The organism is Desulfovibrio sp. UIB00, from assembly GCF_022508225.1.
Taxonomy (GTDB): Bacteria; Desulfobacterota; Desulfovibrionia; order Desulfovibrionales; family Desulfovibrionaceae; genus Desulfovibrio.
Map to the genome: position 1 here is coordinate 1 of NZ_JAETXJ010000016.1, position 16,850 is coordinate 16,850.

The 16,850-nt window shown below is 56.1% G+C and carries 14 protein-coding genes and 1 riboswitch; of the genes, 7 read left to right on the forward strand and 7 right to left on the reverse strand.

Annotated elements, in window-relative coordinates; all coding sequences use genetic code 11:
- Nucleotides 1-236 precede the first annotated feature (236 nt).
- Complete coding sequence (gene rbr / locus JMF94_RS14860; RefSeq protein ID WP_240826070.1) at nucleotides 237-812, reverse strand: rubrerythrin; 576 nt, start codon at nucleotides 810-812, stop codon at nucleotides 237-239.
- Nucleotides 813-928: 116 nt separating this feature from the next.
- On the reverse strand, nucleotides 929-1,450 hold the full coding sequence (locus JMF94_RS14865; protein WP_240826071.1) for a FlxA-like family protein: 522 nt from the start codon (nucleotides 1,448-1,450) through the stop codon (nucleotides 929-931).
- A gap of 200 nt (nucleotides 1,451-1,650) precedes the next feature.
- Here JMF94_RS14865 and JMF94_RS14870 point away from each other — a divergent pair, with 200 nt between their 5' ends.
- From JMF94_RS14870 to JMF94_RS14880, 3 genes are all read left to right on the forward strand, one after another.
- On the forward strand, nucleotides 1,651-2,700 hold the full coding sequence (locus JMF94_RS14870) for a M48 family metallopeptidase (RefSeq protein WP_240826072.1): 1,050 nt from the start codon (nucleotides 1,651-1,653) through the stop codon (nucleotides 2,698-2,700).
- Nucleotides 2,701-3,047: 347 nt separating this feature from the next.
- A complete protein-coding gene (locus JMF94_RS14875; protein ID WP_240826073.1) occupies nucleotides 3,048-5,348 on the forward strand; it encodes an Orn/Lys/Arg decarboxylase N-terminal domain-containing protein in 2,301 nt (766 codons plus the stop codon).
- A 70-nt stretch (nucleotides 5,349-5,418) separates the two neighbouring features.
- Nucleotides 5,419-6,741 (forward strand): amino acid permease, encoded by a 1,323-nt coding sequence (locus JMF94_RS14880; RefSeq protein WP_240826074.1) that lies wholly within the window; start codon nucleotides 5,419-5,421, stop codon nucleotides 6,739-6,741.
- A 65-nt stretch (nucleotides 6,742-6,806) separates the two neighbouring features.
- Here JMF94_RS14880 and JMF94_RS14885 read toward each other — a convergent pair whose 3' ends face one another.
- Both JMF94_RS14885 and JMF94_RS14890 read right to left on the reverse strand, forming a co-directional pair.
- A complete protein-coding gene (locus JMF94_RS14885; RefSeq protein WP_240826075.1) occupies nucleotides 6,807-7,466 on the reverse strand; it encodes a TrkA family potassium uptake protein in 660 nt (219 codons plus the stop codon).
- Between the two features lie 42 nt (nucleotides 7,467-7,508).
- Nucleotides 7,509-8,873 carry a potassium transporter TrkG gene (locus tag JMF94_RS14890; protein WP_240826076.1) on the reverse strand — a complete coding sequence of 455 codons (1,365 nt, stop codon included), beginning with the start codon at nucleotides 8,871-8,873 and terminating at the stop codon, nucleotides 7,509-7,511.
- 84 nt (nucleotides 8,874-8,957) lie between these two features.
- Nucleotides 8,958-9,073, forward strand: a riboswitch (TPP riboswitch).
- Between the two features lie 57 nt (nucleotides 9,074-9,130).
- Between JMF94_RS14890 and thiC the strand changes: the two genes are divergently transcribed.
- Nucleotides 9,131-10,411 (forward strand): phosphomethylpyrimidine synthase ThiC, encoded by a 1,281-nt coding sequence (gene thiC, locus JMF94_RS14895; protein ID WP_240826077.1) that lies wholly within the window; start codon nucleotides 9,131-9,133, stop codon nucleotides 10,409-10,411.
- Between the two features lie 425 nt (nucleotides 10,412-10,836).
- Nucleotides 10,837-12,048, forward strand: coding sequence for an iron-containing alcohol dehydrogenase (locus tag JMF94_RS14900; protein WP_240826078.1), 1,212 nt, complete (start codon nucleotides 10,837-10,839; stop codon nucleotides 12,046-12,048).
- A 1,028-nt stretch (nucleotides 12,049-13,076) separates the two neighbouring features.
- On the opposite strand, the gene ahpC is transcribed toward JMF94_RS14900, so the two are convergent.
- Entirely contained in the window at nucleotides 13,077-13,643 is a 567-nt protein-coding gene (gene ahpC, locus JMF94_RS14905) for an alkyl hydroperoxide reductase subunit C (protein ID WP_192113303.1), read from the reverse strand.
- Nucleotides 13,644-13,967: 324 nt separating this feature from the next.
- On the opposite strand from ahpC, the gene JMF94_RS14910 reads away from it, so the two are divergent.
- Nucleotides 13,968-14,429: a transcriptional repressor gene (locus JMF94_RS14910; RefSeq protein ID WP_022659501.1), complete on the forward strand. Its 462-nt coding sequence runs from the start codon at nucleotides 13,968-13,970 to the stop codon at nucleotides 14,427-14,429.
- Nucleotides 14,430-14,638: 209 nt separating this feature from the next.
- Complete coding sequence (locus JMF94_RS14915) at nucleotides 14,639-14,851, forward strand: hypothetical protein (RefSeq protein WP_240826080.1); 213 nt, start codon at nucleotides 14,639-14,641, stop codon at nucleotides 14,849-14,851.
- 165 nt (nucleotides 14,852-15,016) lie between these two features.
- Here the strand turns inward: JMF94_RS14915 and JMF94_RS14920 are convergent, their stop codons facing one another.
- Together JMF94_RS14920 and JMF94_RS14925 are read right to left on the reverse strand one after the other, a co-directional pair.
- A complete protein-coding gene (locus tag JMF94_RS14920; protein WP_346770027.1) occupies nucleotides 15,017-16,201 on the reverse strand; it encodes an MFS transporter in 1,185 nt (394 codons plus the stop codon).
- The gene (locus JMF94_RS14925) at nucleotides 16,201-16,674 is read right to left on the reverse strand and encodes a MarR family transcriptional regulator (protein WP_240826084.1); all 474 of its coding nucleotides are present in this window, start codon (nucleotides 16,672-16,674) and stop codon (nucleotides 16,201-16,203) included. The genes JMF94_RS14920 and JMF94_RS14925 overlap by 1 nt, the downstream gene beginning before the upstream one ends.
- Between the last annotated feature and the right edge of the window lie 176 nt (nucleotides 16,675-16,850).

Genomic DNA, 16,850 nt, shown 5'->3' on the forward strand with positions numbered 1-16,850 from the left:
GATAGGCTTCGCCTTTTTGGAACTCCCCGCTTAGCGGGGAGTTTTCTACATACAAAAAAAAAGCGCCAGACCCAAAAGGTCTGGCGCTTGCGGTCAACGCAGTTCGACTGCTATCTGTAGACAATAATTCAGGGTAGGTATGTGAAAGACATCATGTCATCCTGCGAGAGCCTCTGGCACTCATCCCGGTGTTTGCCGCGTTGTAAAAACGGGCAATTTTCCAGTGTTGATGCCGCTTAGAACGTGTAGTTAAGCTCTGCAAAGTAGGCCTTGGGATGCGCACAGGCGGGGCACATCTCGGGAGCGTGGTCGCCCTCCACAAGACAGCCGCAGTTCAGGCAACGCCATATTGTGGGCTTTGTACGCATGAACATGCGCCCTTCCTTGATATCTTTGGCAAGCGTAAGAAAACGCTTTTCATGGTAGGCCTCGGCAACGGCAATCTGGCGCATGACGGCAGCAACTTCGGAAAAACCTTCTTTGTCAGCCGTAGCCGCAAATTCAGGATACATGACGGTGTGCTCGTGGTTTTCGCCACTGGCGGCTGCGATAAGGTTGGCTTCGCTGTCAGCTATGACCCCGGCAGGGTACGCCGCCGTAATTTCAACATCTCCGCCTTCAAGAAACTTGAACAGGCGCTTGGCGTGTTCTTTTTCCTGCAAGGCGGTTTCTACAAAAATTTCCTGCACCAGCACAAAACCGTCATTCTTGGCCCGCCCGGCAAAGTAGTCATAGCGGTTACGCGCCTGAGATTCACCAGCAAAGGCTGTAAGAATATTTTTTTCCGTCTGGCTGCCTTTCAGCGATTTCATAGCGTCTTCTCCTTGGAATGATTGGTGGCTGCGCGCCTATTGGCGCAACTGCAAAAAAGGGCACGGGCAAAAGTGCCCCTCTTGTTTAACCACTCTAATTAGGAATCATTCCTATGTCAAGCAGAAGTCGACTCTGCCTCGGCAAGCTGCGCTTCGAGAGCCGCAATCTGCGACTCGAGCGACTGGATTTTGCTTTCCACAGCCGTACTGTTGCCGCTGCCAGCGTGGCTGGCCAAGCTGGAAAGCTGGCTCTTTAAGGCCGCAATCTGCTTCTTGATATTCTCGACAGCATTGGAAGAGCTGTCGTTACCGCCACCGCCACCACCGCCGGCGCCACCGGCCTTGGTCGAACCGCCGCCACCGGATTCGCCGGTTTCATCGGTTTCGCCATTGGCAGTTTCAGCAGAAGTGTCACCCTTATTTCCCGCAGATTGCGATGTCGCAGCCGTGGACGAACCCTTGTCGTACATGTGGATCTTTTCAGAAAAAAGCTTCTTGGCTTCATCAGAAATATCCACAGTGTCACCAGAATCTGACGAATCGCTGCGTGTGCGGATGGTATTCGACCCCAGACCGACCTTGTAAACAGCCTCTGCGCTGCTGGAACCCAACAGATTGCCAATCCCTGTTGTACTCATATGACGCCCCCCGCAGTAATCATCGCTGCGAAATACCGCATCATTTTAATAGTGGCTCCCCCACGGAACCCATGGGTGCGGCTGCCCAACGGGTTTGCACCCGGCAAAACCTGCCGGATGCACCTTTCCGCAGGTAGTACAGCAACAACCATGCCGCAGGCAGTCTTTACAGCCTTGGCCGCCTATGGCAGCGTTGCCGCATGCCTGCCCGCAAAGCCCCTGCCACCCCCTTGCACGATCTGCCCGCCACGGTAGAATTTACCTTGGCCGATGGTACGCGCCTGACGGCTTCAGTGCGCCTTTCACCCCGTGCTCGCAGGGCAAAACTGTCGCTCACGCCTCGGGGCGACCTTGTGTTGACTATCCCGCTGACCATGGGGCCAACGCAGCTTCAATCAAGCCTGCCGCTCTTTTTGCCCTGGCTGGAGCGCGCCCGCACAACCCTGCTGCGAAGGGTACCCGCCCCCCAGTTGCCTTCCAGTATCACTCTGCCGCTAACGGGCGAAATTTTTGCCGTCACGCCCTGTGGCGACATGGCAGCAGGCCGCAAAGCCGCCACTGCGCAAACCGGCAAAACCGCTACTGTGCAAATTGCCAACGGCGCACGACGCTTGTTGCTGGTGGAAAGTATGGCTCAGGTGCGCCTGTACGGCGCCGTAGATGACATATCCTTATGCGCGCAGGCCCTGCGCCAGTGGTGTCGAAAAAAAGCAGCCCGCCTGCTGCCGCCGTATCTGGAACAGCTTGCGACAACGGAAGGATTTGCCCTTGCGGGTGTGAGCGTGCGGGACCAGAGCGGGCGCTGGGGCAGTTGTTCCCGCCTGCGCCGGGGGCACACTCCGCAGCCCGCGACGCAACGGTCACAACTGCCGCAAGGGGCTTTCGCCCGCACCAGATCGCTGGAACAGCTCACCACGCGCATCCGCAACTTTTTTTCCACTCCGCCCCTGCCCGCCACATATGAAGCGGCCCCATCCTTTGCCCAAGGCGGCGCAGCCCTCGCGCCTGCATGTCCGGAGGGACGCATCAGCCTCAACTGGCGCGCTCTGCTTCTGCCTGCCCCGTTGCTGGAGCACTTGTGCTGGCACGAGCTGTGCCACCTGCGCCATATGGATCATTCCCCGGCCTACCGGGAGGAGCTTGCCCGCTTTTCGCCCCAATGGCCCGCGCATGAAAAGGCGCTCAATGCCGCATGGCGGGGCTTACCCTGGTGGGCGCTCCCCGGCGAGGACGCCTCCCCCAGTCGCTGATTTTCCCCAAGCCTCGCCCCGCGCGCAATCCTGCCTACAGACCTGCCATCTTACCCGCCCATCTCGCCAGATATTGCGCCAGCCGCCACTGCGCAATCGTTGCATTACATAAAGAATATTCAAAGATTGCTGCAAGATCACGCCAGAGCATTGCACAAATCCTCGCCGAAAATGTACAATTTTCAGTGAACCCCGGCTAAACACAAATGGACAAAGTTTATACTTTGAGCGATAAAAGACAAACAGATAGATAGGCATTCAATCTGCACAGCACAGCTTCATCATGCGCAGGCATTCCCTGCTGCGCACACCCTCTACTTGCCGCTGTAATGGTAAGGAGCGCGCCAATGCCCATAGACAAGCATGAATGGCCTGTATTGATTGTTTCTGGTGAATTTGATGCGGCAACAGATGAAGGTTGCAGACTGCGCGAGCTGAAGAAGCAGCTTGTGGAAAACAAAGGCTGCTCTGTTCTCATATCACTGCGATATGAAGACGCAATAAATATTTTTGCATCTCGCGCAGACCTTGGAACTGTCATAATAGACTGGGATATACAGTGCGAAGACCCCGGTGAGCAGGCAACGGCAGCAGAGTTGCTTGAGGGCATCCGTCAGCGCAACAAAACCATCCCGGTCGTGCTGCTCACTGACCATTCCGAGCTGGAGAATCTGCCCACGGATGTCCTTTCCAAAGTAGACGACTGCATCTGGAAGATAACAGATACCGTGGATTTTCTGGCAGGGCGCATCGAGGTCCTGGTCAGCGATTACCTGCAAACGGTGTATCCGGCCTTTTTCGGCGGCATGGCCCGCTACGCCAATGAATACAAATACGCATGGCACACGCCCGGCCACATGGGCGGCGAGGGTTTTCTCAAAAGCCCCGCAGGGGTGGCCATGCACAAGTTTTTTGGCGAAAACGTCTTCCGCGCCGACCTTTCCATTTCCGTGCCCGAGCTTGGCTCCCTGCTTGACCACAACGGCCCGGTTGGCGATGCGGAAGAAAATTCCGCCAGAGTCTTTGGGGCGGACATAACTTTTTATGTGCTCAATGGCACCTCCAACGTCAACCAGATCATCTGGCGCAGCCAGGTGCTGCGCGACGACATAGCCTTTGTTGACCGCAACTGTCACAAATCGCTCAACTACGCCATGGTCATTACCGAGGCCTATCCCGTGTATATGACGCCACGGCGCAACCGGCGCGGCATCATCGGGCCGTGCAGGCTTTCGGAATTTTCAGAAAAAAGCATCCACAAAAAAATCGCAGCCAACAAGCTCATTCCTGACGAGCTGAAAAGCTCCCGGGTCAAGATGTCCGCCCTTACCAATTCTACCTATGACGGGCTGTGCTACAATGTGACCAACATCAAGAAGCAGCTTCGCAAGAGCGTGGACAACCTGCACTTTGACGAGGCCTGGTACGCCTACGCCCGTTTCAGTCCCATGTACGAGAACCACTATGGCATGACGGATGCCGACAATGTGGCCGATCATCCGCCCATTTTCTGTTCACAATCCACACACAAGCTGCTCACGGCCTTTTCACAGGCCTCCATGCTGCACGTAAAGCACGGCACACATGTACGGATCAACCGCGATGAACTTAACGAATCCTACATGATGCACGGCTCCACATCGCCGCAATACAACATGATCGCCTCGCTTGATGTTGCCACCAAGATGATGGACGACGACGGCGAGGTGCTGCTGCACGACACCATTGCCGAGGCAGTTCGCATCCGCCGCAAGATCACCCTCATGGAGCGGGAAATGACCGCCAGGGGCGACTGGTTCTTCAGCATGTGGCAGCCCAGAAGGGTTCCTTACCAGAAGGGCATGCATGACTTTCTGGAAGTGCCCGCCGAATATCTGGCAGAAAGCCAGATCCCCTGGGTACTGGACAGCGCCAACAACTGGCACGGCTTTGACGATATTGAGCCGGATTACGTCATGCTTGACCCCATCAAGCTGACCTTTATCACGCCCGGCCTTGCGGAAGACGGCACAATGGCGGATACGGGCATTCCGGCTGCCATTGTCACCAACTACCTGATCCGGCACCGCGTTGTGTGCGAAAAAACCGACTATTATTCCTTTTTGCTGCTCAACTCCATCGGCACCACCAAGGCCAAGGAAGGGGCGCTCATCTCGGGCCTGCTCAAATTCAAGCAGCTCTATGACGCCAATGCTCCGCTGAGCGTTGCCCTGCCGGATCTCTACGCCGCCTTTCCTGAGACATACAAGGGCGTTGGCCTCAGAGATCACAGCAACGCAATTCACCGTCACTTCCGCGAGCACAAGCTGCTGGACAAGATGCAGGCAGCCTTTCAGGGTATTCCCGATCAGGTCATGCGGCCTGCGGAGGCCTACCATGAAGTGGTGCGCCGCAATGTGGAATATGTGGAACTGGCCGATCTGCGCGGACGCGTTCCGGCTGTCATGATTGTACCCTACCCGCCAGGCATCCCCGTCATGATGGGCGGCGAGGTGATGAACGAGGCGGCGGAACCCATATTTGCCTATCTTGAGGCGCGTCAGAACTTTGAAAATGCCTTTCCCGGCTATGAAAGCGACATCCACGGCGTAGAACGCATAGAACGCGACGGCAAAAAATACTTCAGTGTATTGTGCGTAAAAAAGTAGCCACGCCCGCTGATTTTTGCCCCGAAACGCCGGGGAGAGTTTTTTAACCGCACCCAAAAGGACGGCAGCCATGACCACGCCCGGCACAAAGAAACTTGGCCTTTTCGCCTGCACCACGGTGGTGGCGGGCAATATGATGGGGTCTGGCATTGCTCTTTTGCCCGCGAACCTTGCGGGCATCGGCAGCATATCTGTCATCGGCTGGTTTGTGGCCATTCTGGGAGCCATGGGTCTGGCCTATGTGTTTGCCCGGCTGGGCATGGAAGACCCGCAGGAGGGCGGCCCCCTTGCCTATGCCAACGAAATCGGGCCAGAGCTGGGCTATCAGACAGGCCTGCTCTATTACCACGCCAACTGGATAGGCAATCTGGCCGTAGCCATAACCGGCGTGGATTATCTTTCGGTTTTCTTTCCCGCGCTGGAGCATCCCTTGTGGGCAGGCTTCGCATCGCTGGCCCTTATCTGGATATTCACAGGCGTGAACATTCTTGGCGCGGCCTGGATAGGCAGGCTTGTTTCCATCGGGGTCGTTCTGCTGCTGATCCCCGTATTCATTACGGGCACCGTGGGCTGGCTGTATTTTGACCCTGCGGTGTTTTCCGCCAATTGGCTTGCCGGGGGCAAACCTGCAGGCAGTTCCGTCATGAGCGCCGTTGTGCTTTGCATCTGGAGCTTCATAGGGGTTGAGAGCGCCTCGGTGAATACTGCGGTGGTAGAAAACCCCAAGCGCAACATTCCGCTTTCCACCCTCATTGGCACGGCTCTGGCCGGGTTTGTCTACATACTTTCCTGCACGGCCATATCGGGCATATTTCCCGCAAAACAGATGGCGGAATCCGGTGCGCCCTTTTCGCTGGCCATGGGCCATATCTGCGCAGGGCTACCCCTGGCCCACCTGGTGCCGGACATGGTTTCGGCAGTGACCGCCTTTGCCTGCCTGGCCTCACTGGGATCATGGATAATGCTTGTTTCCAACGCTGGCTGCCGCGCCGCGCAGGACGGCACCCTGCCGCCCATTTTTGGCAGAAAAAACGCCAAGGGTCAGCCCGTGGCTGGGCTTGTTCTTTCAGCCTGCATGATGAGCGCCATGCTGCTCTTGATGATGGTTGTCAGCCGCTCCGGCGACACTCAGGATCTGTTCAACAGCATTACCAGCGTGGCTGTACTGCTGACGCTCCCGGCCTATTATTACTCTGCTCTGGCGCTGCTCAAACGGTATGGCCTGCGCAACCGGGCCGCATGGCTCAAGGTGGCGGCATCGCTCGGCGCATGCATGTTCTGCCTCATCGCCTTTTCCGGCGCTGAAAAAAGCGCCCTGTCCGGCGCTGTCATTGTCATGCTGGGCGCGTTCATTTTCTATGTGGGCAAACCACGCCCCTCCCGCCAGGGGTAGCGTAAAAAAGGCCTTCTCCGGTTCAGGGGAAGGCCTTTTTTGTTTCTGCCGATATCTGGTCAGCCTCAGGGCTTGAGCATGCGCATGGAATCAGCCCGTCCGGCCACCACAAGAGAGTCGCCCTTGTGCAGAACTGTTGTGGCGGGCGGCACAAAGACAAAGGCGTTTTTTCCCGCAGGACGTATGCCCATGACCATGACATTGAACTGCTGTATCAAATTCAATTCAATAAGGGTTTTCCCGTCCCACGCATCCACGCGCAGCTCCTGAATGGCAATGCCGCCGTACTTGGGGATAAGGTCGAGCATGCCGGGGTGGGTCAACTGGTGGGCCGCCATGACGGCAGCTTCAGTTTCTGGCACCATGGCGCGGGTGACGTGCAGGCGTTGCAGAATTTTTTTGTGTTCTTCGTTGGAAGCTTTGACCCATATCTTGGGGCCGTTCAACTCCTGCACGTTGAGGGTGATGCTCAACGACTGCTCCACGCTTTCCCCAACGCTGATCACCACCCAGTCCAGATCCTGCACGTGCAGCGACCGCAACACGGCAATATTGGTAGCGTCGGCCTTGTATACGGTATCCAGCGCTTCTTCCGCCCTTTGCACCCTGGCCTCGGACATATCAATGCCAAGCACCGTATGCCCCAGCGACACAAGGGTGGACGCCATGCGCAGGCCAAACTTGCCTAGGCCGATAACGCCGATTTCCAGTTTCTTTTCCGCCATAATTACCTCTCTGACCGTCAGGCCATGACCGGACAAGCCCGCCTACCCTATGGGAAGCTGGGCTTCTGCCACGCTGTAGGCCTTTTTTGACCGCAAGCTCTGCACCGCCATGAGCAGGCTCAAAATGCCCACCCGGCCCGCAAACATGCTGAAAATTATGATTCCCTTGCCCGCAGAACTTAAATCCTGCGTCAGATTGACGGAAAGCCCCACGGTGCCGAGCGCCGAAACTTCTTCAAACAGCAAGCGCAAAAAGGGCGCGGCCTGCGTGCCTGCTCCGGCAATAACGTCGCCTTCCGTGATGGCAAGCAGAAAGACAGAAATCCCCACCAACATGGAGTAGGCAAAAAACAGGGTCAGCGCCCGACTGACGTTCTCTGCCGCCACACCCCGCCCTTCCAGCACAATCTGGCTGTCGCCCCTGAACTGGGCGGCAATGTAGCCCGCAAGCACGCGAAAGGTCACAACCTTGATGCCGCCTGCACACGACCCTGGGCCGCCGCCGATAAACATCAGGGCTATCAACACCAGCAGGGTGGCATCGCCCAGCACGGCGAGATCAATGGAGCTGAAGCCTGCGGTACGCGCCACCACCGAGTGAAAGAACATGGTGATGGCAAGGTCGGCGCATCCATCCACGGTTCTCGGCACGCTTCCCCGCCAGAACTCGATGGCGAACATGACCACCCAGCCGAGAACAATAATCAAGAGGCTTGTTTTGACCACCAGCCGGCTGAAACGGCTGAGACGGCGCACAGGCGCGCCCATGCGACCTCCTGTGCAGATGCCCAGGAATTCCCGCAGTACGCCAAACCCTATGCCGCCCAGAATAACACTGGACGCAATAACGGCATTAACGACCACGTCGTCCCGAAAAAGAGCCAGGTTGGTTGTGCTCAAGGCAAAGCCTGCATTGCAGAAGGCTGAAACAGCATGAAACACGGCACTGAATGGATAGAAAAATACAGGGTCGTGCAGCCAGAGCAGCAAGGCGGCCACAGCCTCAATGCCAAAAACCAGCCCGAGCACCTGCCGCAAAAAGGCGGCAAGGCTGAAATCTCCCCACAATAAGGCCTGACTCACGGCCTCGCGGCTGTTGAAGGGTACGTTATTGCGCCACAACAGAAAGATGATGCTTGTGTAGGTCATGACCCCCAGCCCGCCGGTCTGGATGAGGCACAGCAGCACCCCCTTACCGAAAGGACTGAGCACCTCGCTTATGTCCAGCGGCGAAAGGCCGGTAACGCAGACAGCCGAAGTTGCGAGAAAACAGGCGTCTATGGGGCTGATGCTCTGGCCCTTGGCCCAGCTTGCAGGCAGGCCGAGCAGTACTGACCCCGCAAGGATAACCGCAAGGAATGACAACACCGGCCAGGTGAAGGGACTCAAAAAACGTTTTCTTGCCATAGCTCGTCTATGCCAGCCGGAGCAGGTAAATGCAAGGCATTGCAGGGCGGGCTTTACAGCGGGTGACATACAGAGTATTCATATAACCAGTGCTAGGGGAGCCGCGGATCGCAAGGTTTGGCGGCTGAGAGTGGGATAAACCCAGACCCTATGAACCTGACGCAGTTCGCACTGCCGTAGGGAAGCCGCGGCCACGACGCTGTTCCGCTGCTTGTGGCTTTTTTTGCGCCCTGCGTCGCAACCCGCGAGGCACAACCATGTCTGCATCTTTTCGTTCGCAGAATTCCGCTCTGAGCGGCCTGCTGGACAAACACCTCACCACTCTGGCCGAGGAAGAACAACTCGCCCCGGAATCCATTGTTGAAGCCATCGAGGCGGGTACAATGGTGCTGCTGGGCAACCCCGCGCATCCCAACCTCAAGCCCATTCTTGTGGGCCAGCCCTCGCGCATCAAGGTGAACGCCAACATCGGCACTTCGCCCTTGTGCAACTGCCCCGCTACGGAAGAACGCAAAATCAAGGCTGCCCTTGATGCCGGAGCCGACACCGTGATGGATCTTTCCATCGCGGGCGACCTTGACGCCCTGCGCCTTGGCATGCTCAAGGCCTGCCCCCTGCCGCTCGGCACCGTGCCGCTCTATGCCGTGGGCCAGCAGATTCTGGACGCGGAGCTGGATATCGCCACCATGCAGCCCGATGCGCTGTTTGCCGAAATCGCCAAGCAGGCCGAGCAGGGTGTGGACTTCATCACCGTGCACTGCGGCCTTTCCAAGCGCGGCGCTGAAATGGCAGTCAAGAACAACCGAGTGCTGGGCATTGTTTCGCGTGGCGGCTCCATGCTCGCCCGCTGGATGCTTGAGAACAACCGTGAAAATCCGCTGCTGGAATACTATGACCGCCTGCTGGACATCTGCCGCCCCTACAACGTCACCCTTTCGCTGGGCGACGGCCTGCGCCCCGGCGCGGGCGTGGACGCGGGCGATGCCGCCCAGTGGGAAGAAGTCATCAACCTGGGCCAGCTTGCCAAATACGCCCTTGAACGCGGCGTGCAATGCATGATCGAAGGCCCCGGCCACGTGCCGCTCAATCAGGTGCGCACCCAGATTCAGGGCATCAAGCGCCTGACCAACAATGCCCCCCTGTACGTGCTCGGCCCCCTGTGCTGCGACAGCGCCCCCGGTTATGACCACATTGCCGGAGCCATCGGCGGCGCCATGGGCGTCGAGGCTGGCGTGGACTTTCTGTGCTACCTCACCCCTGCCGAACACCTCACCCTGCCTGACGAGGCGGACGTGCGCGCAGGTGTGATGGCCTCACGCGTGGCCGCCCATGTGGGCGAAGTGGCTCTTGGCCGCCCCGCCGCCGTTGCCCGCGAGGCTGCCATGAACGCCGCCCGCAAGGCTCTGGATTGGGAAGCCATGTCCAAGGCAGCTCTTGACCCGCAGATGCTCGAAAAACGCCGCGAAGACCACAAGACAGAAGAAGTCTGCGCCATGTGCGGCAAGTTCTGCTCCGTCAAGATGCTGCGCGGGCATTAAGAACGACCTGAGACGCACGCTTATGGCGGGCAAAAGCCTGTCTGCGCGCATTTCGCGGCAAGGATTTTCAAAAAATCATTGCCAAACAGGTTCCCTGAGTTACGGTAAGTAGGCTCCCTTGCGGGAGCCTACTTTTTTTGCCTCCGTGTGCCGCATGTGGCTACATGCCATAAATCCTGATGGCGGCTCCGCATACAGCGGAATGCTCCCTCCCTCAAAGTACTGAGCACGTTGTGCAGCGCCGTTTTGTATGCCGCCGCCTGCTTCTCCCGCTTGTCAAATTTGCGTGAAAAAATGTTTGTGCACTCAAAGAGCTTTACTATCTGCCTGAAAGTTTTTATAAACATCCCATGTGAAAAAAATAACAAAATTTCAATCAACCCGCCTTCGCGGCGGATACGTGCCATAGCACTCTGGAGGATCATATGTGGGATCAAGCTGCCGATTACAAAAATGTGCGGGAAATTCGGGTCAAGACAACTACCTATCTGGGCGTTGGAGCTATTAATAAAATAGACGATATCCTCGCACAGCTTAAGAGCGAGGGCATCACGTCCATACTCTGCGTTTGCGGCGGGCGTTCATACAAAATCACCGGCGCTTGGGACAAAGTTGAAGCCGCAGCCCAAAAGCACGGCGTCACGCTGGCGCTCTACAACCGCGTCACCCCCAACCCCACCACTGACAGCGTGGACGAAGCCGCAGCCCTGGGCCGTTCTGTCAATGCGGGCGCAGTGCTGGCCATAGGCGGCGGCAGCCCCATCGACTGCGGCAAGAGCGCCGCCATCCTGCTGGCAAACCCCGGCAAGACGGGCGATGATTTGTACTGCTACCGCTTTACGCCGCAAGTGGCACTGCCCATCATCGCCATCAACCTCACCCACGGCACCGGCAGCGAAGTGAACCGCTTTGCCGTTGCAACTGTGACCAAGCTGAACTACAAGCCCGCCATTGCTTACGATTGCATATACCCCCGCTTTGCCATTGACGACCCCGCGCTCATGACCGGGCTTTCGCCCGACCAGACGCGTTATGTGTCCATTGACGCCGTCAATCATGTGGTGGAAGCCGCCACCACCACTGTCACCAACCCCTTTGCCATTTCGCTTGCGGCAGAGACCATCCGGCTTGTCCACCAGTGGCTGCCCGCCGCCCTTGCCGACCCCGGCGACCTCAAGGCCCGCTACCAGCTGTGCTACGCCGCCATGCAGGCAGGCGTGGCTTTTGATAACGGTCTGCTGCACTTCACGCATGCGCTTGAGCACCCCCTGAGCGCCGTCAGCCCCGACCTGTCGCACGGCCTTGGCCTTGCCGTTCTGCTGCCCGCAGTCATTCTGGAATGCTACCCCGCCAGGCCCGATGTGCTGGCGCACATTCTCGCGCCCCTGGCCCCCGGCCTCGAGGGCCTGCCGGAAGAAGCCCCGCAGGCCGCCAAGGCTGTGGAGCAGTGGCTTGCCAGTGTGGGCGTGCCGCAGAAGCTTGAAGACATCGGCGTGACCGCCGCTGACGTGGACAAGTTCTGTGATCTGGTGGAACAGACTCCTTCGCTGGGTCTGCTGATTTCCGTTGCGCCAGTGGAAGGCACGAGGGAGCGCGTGGCGCGCATCTATAACAATTCTCTCAAGCCCATGGGTTAGAAAGGATCGCCATTGCCAACGCCTATTGCGTTGCAATTGAAAGAGGTCAGCGCGTGAGCGCTGGCCTCTTTTTTGGGGTGCCTGCGCGGTCGTGCGGTTTCGCCTCCCGCGTGGTGTTGTGAGTATTTGCTGCCCTGCGGGCACTCTATTTCGCCCCCCGGCGGAGTTTGGGACGCCTGCGCGGCGCGCGGCAAGGTGGGGCCGGTTATGGGGCTACGCCCCCTTCTCGGCCCCCCTTGCATCCCCCCCGAAGCACCCCCATAAGAAGGGCTTTCAACTTCCTTAACGTGGCGAGGGCAACGAGTCTCTTGCTGCGGGAGCTTCCCTCGCTCGCCACGCTCGCTCAGGAGATCTCCCTCCGCGCCGCGTTAATGCCAGAGGACGCTTTCGCTTCGATCAATATCCGCATTCAGCCAAGTGCCACTGGTTAAATTGCTCGTTTCGGGTTTGCATTTGTACTTTTCTCAGTAACACTAAACATTCTAAAATCACCACAAGTTACTTGTAACGACACCAACTCCCGTTCAGCCATGACCAGACAGGAAATTTGCGAGTCAAAAAATATATTCACCACCAGGAGCTGGTCGTTGTGTTGCCTTCCTTAAACTCGCCGGAGCGAATGCGAAGGCGATGGCTGGTGTTGGGCGAATTTGCAAAATACGCATTTTGTGGCCTGAAAAGGAAGCGCCGGAATTTTGAGCGCAGCGTACTCAAGTACGTGAGCATCAAAATCCCGGCGCTGACGCATTCAGGGCGCAAAAGTCGGGTTTGCGTAAATCAGCCTGACAGGCTCACCCACACTACCACTCCCTTATTTGTTTTTTTATTCTACCTAAGGCTGGCTAATTTCTGCCCTGCGGGCACGGGATTCCGCCCTCCGGCGGAGTTTGGGACGCCTCCCGGCGTGGGGCAAAGCCCACACGTCAAAAGAGGCCAACACTTGCGTGCTGGCCTCTTTTAGCGGGATTGCCTGAGGAGGGCATTGGAGGAAGGGAAAGGCGTTGCGTCTGCGTGTGGAAAATATCTGCCTAAATCTTGCCTACAAGATCAAGACCGGGCTTAAGGGTGGCGCTTCCGGGCTTCCAGCGGGCAGGGCAAACCTGATCGCCGTGCTCGGCCACAAACTGCGCGGCTTCCAGTTTGCGCAGCAATTCTTCAACATTGCGGCCAATGGGCGTATCGTGGATTTCATAGGCCTTGATGACGCCATCAGGATTTACCAGAAAACTGCCGCGCAAGGCCTGCCCCGCGCCTTCAATCATCACGCCGAACGCGTTGGAGAGGGCTCCGGCGCAGTCTGCCAGCATGGGGTAGCGAATCTTGGCGATACTTGGCGAGGCATCGGCCCAGGCTTTGTGCACAAAGGCACTGTCGGTGGAAACGGAATAGACTTCGCAATTGAGCTTTTTGAACTGCTCGTAATTGTCTGCCAGGTCTTCCAGCTCCGTGGGGCACACAAAGGTAAAGTCTGCGGGATAGAAAAAGAATATGGACCAGTGACCCTTGATATCTGCTTCGGTAACCGTTTTCAGCTCGCCACCGTGAAAGGCCTTCACGTTGAAAGGTTCAACCGCTTTATTGATGAGATTCCCCATGATTGTATCCTTATGGCGAAGCGTGACGCTCCGGCAGAGGTTGCTGCAACTTTGTTTTGAAAACAGTATTCAATCCTATTTAGTCTGTCAAGAAATTACGGCTGAAAAATCTCTTTTTTTTCGCACACGCCCTTGCTCTCCACGCGCCACAACCATACCATAGCTTGAAGGGCAGCAAAACAGCAGACAACCGCCTTTCAGGCGCTGCATTGCTTTTTGCCATTTTTTAGGCCAAAAGGTACCCTACATGCTGGCGACTGCAAGCCCTGGCCGCATCGACAGTTTTAACAAACGCACACTTGTTATTCGGGGGTGGGCATATATATGACAACGCAACAAAACAATGCCGGTCTTTCGGAATTTCTGGATTTCATGAGCCGCAAAGGCCTGAACACCACATCCCAGCGCCGCATCATAGCTGAGGCTTTTTTTGAATTGCCTGGGCACCACTCGCTTGAAGAATTTTATCAGCACGTGATCAAGCGTGATTCCGGCATCGGTCAGACCACCGTGTACCGCACGCTCAAGCTGCTTTGCGATGCTGGCCTGGCCATGGAAATCCATTTCAGCGACGGCATCACCCGCTACGAAATCGCCAAGCCGGACAGCCATCACGACCACCTTGTCTGCCTTGACTGCGGCAAGATTGTGGAAATCTGCGATCCGCGCATTGAAAAACTCCAGCGCGAAATGGCCGAAAAATACGGCTTCAAACTGCGTGGCCATGTCCATAACCTCTACGGCATCTGCAAGGATTGCCGCGACAAAGCCGCCAAGGACGACTAAGCCTCACAGTTTTGAGCTTAATCGACTATTTCGGGCTGCCCTTGGGCAGCCTTTTTTATTTCTCTGTGAATAGGGGTAAGCTTTCCGCACAAGACAAATATTTTTTTGGCCCATCCAAATGAAGTTGACATTCATTTTCTACGAGAGCAGACTACGTGCACATCCTCCATGTGCCGCAAGGGATTCTGGGGAAAACAAGAGGTGAAGACATGGATATTCAACTGATTATCGTCATATTGTGCATAATTGCGGCTGCATATTACTTTGGCCGCAGGGTTTATACGGCGGTCAGCAAGGGCAAATGCGGCTGTTGCGATGGCGGCTGCGGCGATGGCAAAAAAAACTCCTGCGGCTGCACTCCTAACGATGCCGAGGCGCAACGTCTTGAAAGCAAAAGACTGAAATTTGACCCCAAAAAATAGAGAGCAAGGCCAAGACTCCCGGTCCCATAAGCCCCCTCCTCCGGTTCGTCATGTTGGCAGAGTGCGAACCGGCTCAGCCCCGGCCCTGGCCTGTACCATGTGCCGGGGCTTTTTTCATGCTGCCCAACGAGACCGCAAAAAGTCACCACCTCATCGGCAGTGGCGCTACTGTGCAACCCCCGCCTGCTCCAATGTTTTGCGGCCTTTCAGCGTCAGGGCTATACAGGCAGCGACAAAGGGCAGACAGATCAGCATATTGATGGCAAGGGCAAGACCTGCATACTGGATGACAAGCCCAACAAGGCCAACGCCAAGTCCACCAATGCCGATGCCAAACCCCAGTGAAAATCCTGATGCCATTGCGGCCTGCCGGAAAAGCAGCTCTTGCGCCAGCACCACAATGGGCGAGAAGGACGAAAGAAGCGTCGCCCCGGCCAGGGCAAACACTACAGGTTGCAGGCCTGCGCCAACATGCAGAAAGAGGTAGAAAAAAATGGGAGAGAGGGCCAGGGACAAGAAAATAACAATGGTTTTACCAAACCTGTCTGAAAGATAACCACCCGCTATGCCGCCTGCTGCGCCAGAAAGCAGCAGAATAAACAGCAAGTGGGAGCAGACGGACAAGCTCATGCCCTGCTGTTGCAGGTACAGAGGAAGAAAGGCCACAAGGCCGGAATAGGTCAGCGTACGGACGGCAATAATCAGCACCAGCTTGCTCAGCTCTTTCCAAGCGGGGCGCAGGGCCTCCATCATCGGCACTGTTTCTGCCTGCGATCTTGCGGGCGTTTTCTGAGCCTTGAAGGCCAATAATACGGTAACAATAATGCCCGGCACCACAAAGTAGGGCGTGACGCTCAGGCCAAACCGTTCCACCAGCGGGATGACAAACAGGGGCGTCAGCGCCCAGCCAAGATTCCCCGAAGCCCCAAAAACAGCCTGATACATTCCCTTTTTCTGCCCGCTCGCTGCGCTAACCATAGCCGATGCCTGCGGATGAAAAGCCGCAGCTCCAAGACCGGAAAGGGCCGCAAGTGCAATCAGCATGGTAGAGCTGTGGGTCAGACCTATGCAGCTCAGCAGTATCGCCAGCCAGGCCGTGCCTACATATATCATCCAGCTCTGGTTTTTTCTGTCCACCATATAGCCAATAAGCGGCTGAGAAAGCGATGAGGTAATGGTAAAGGCGGAAATGGCAAACGAAACCTCTCCAATACCAAAGCCAGCCGCAATGAGAAATGGCGTAAGTATAGGAATAATATTCATATACCAGTCATTCAACATATGCGCGAACGATATGGAATACACAACGTCTTTTTTGACTGTTGCAGAATTCATTATAGCATTCTCCATTATTCATCTTTCTCGCAATTTGTGTAAATCTGTTCATAGCCGCGTTCAACAAATGCGTTAATATCCATGAGAAAACGCAGTATTATTGCCTGCTCGTCTTCATCATATTTATTTACGATGCAGACTTTTTCGCCAAATGTTCTGTCATGGTTAATTTTATGGGCTTCAAATATTTTTTTTCCGCCTTCCGCAACCCTGAAATAGATATTTTTGTTGTTTTCCGGCTCCTGATAACTTTCGATAAGATTTTTTTTCAGCAGTTTTTTGCATATCTTGCTTATGGCCCCACGCGTCATGCCCATTTCGTTAGAAACCTTTGTCACATTGGCATGATCAAGAGTTCCTATCCAATGGATGCAATGAACCTCCGTGAGGTTCAGGTCATCAAAAAAGTCTTCTCTCCCATGCCTGAAGGCATCGGCATGTTCAGAAATTTTGATGAGCTCGGCTACAATCCTTTGTGGCTGCTTCATGGCCGCTCCTTTTTGTTGACATGGAAACAATCGTGAAAAATTGTTTCCATGTCAACAAAAAAATCCGCACGAGCACACGGACCGGCTATTCAGTCACTCTCAGGATGGCTGACATAAATCAGCACCGCCCCTTCAAGGGGCGGTTTGATTAGGCCCTATAAGGGCCTGTTACTCGA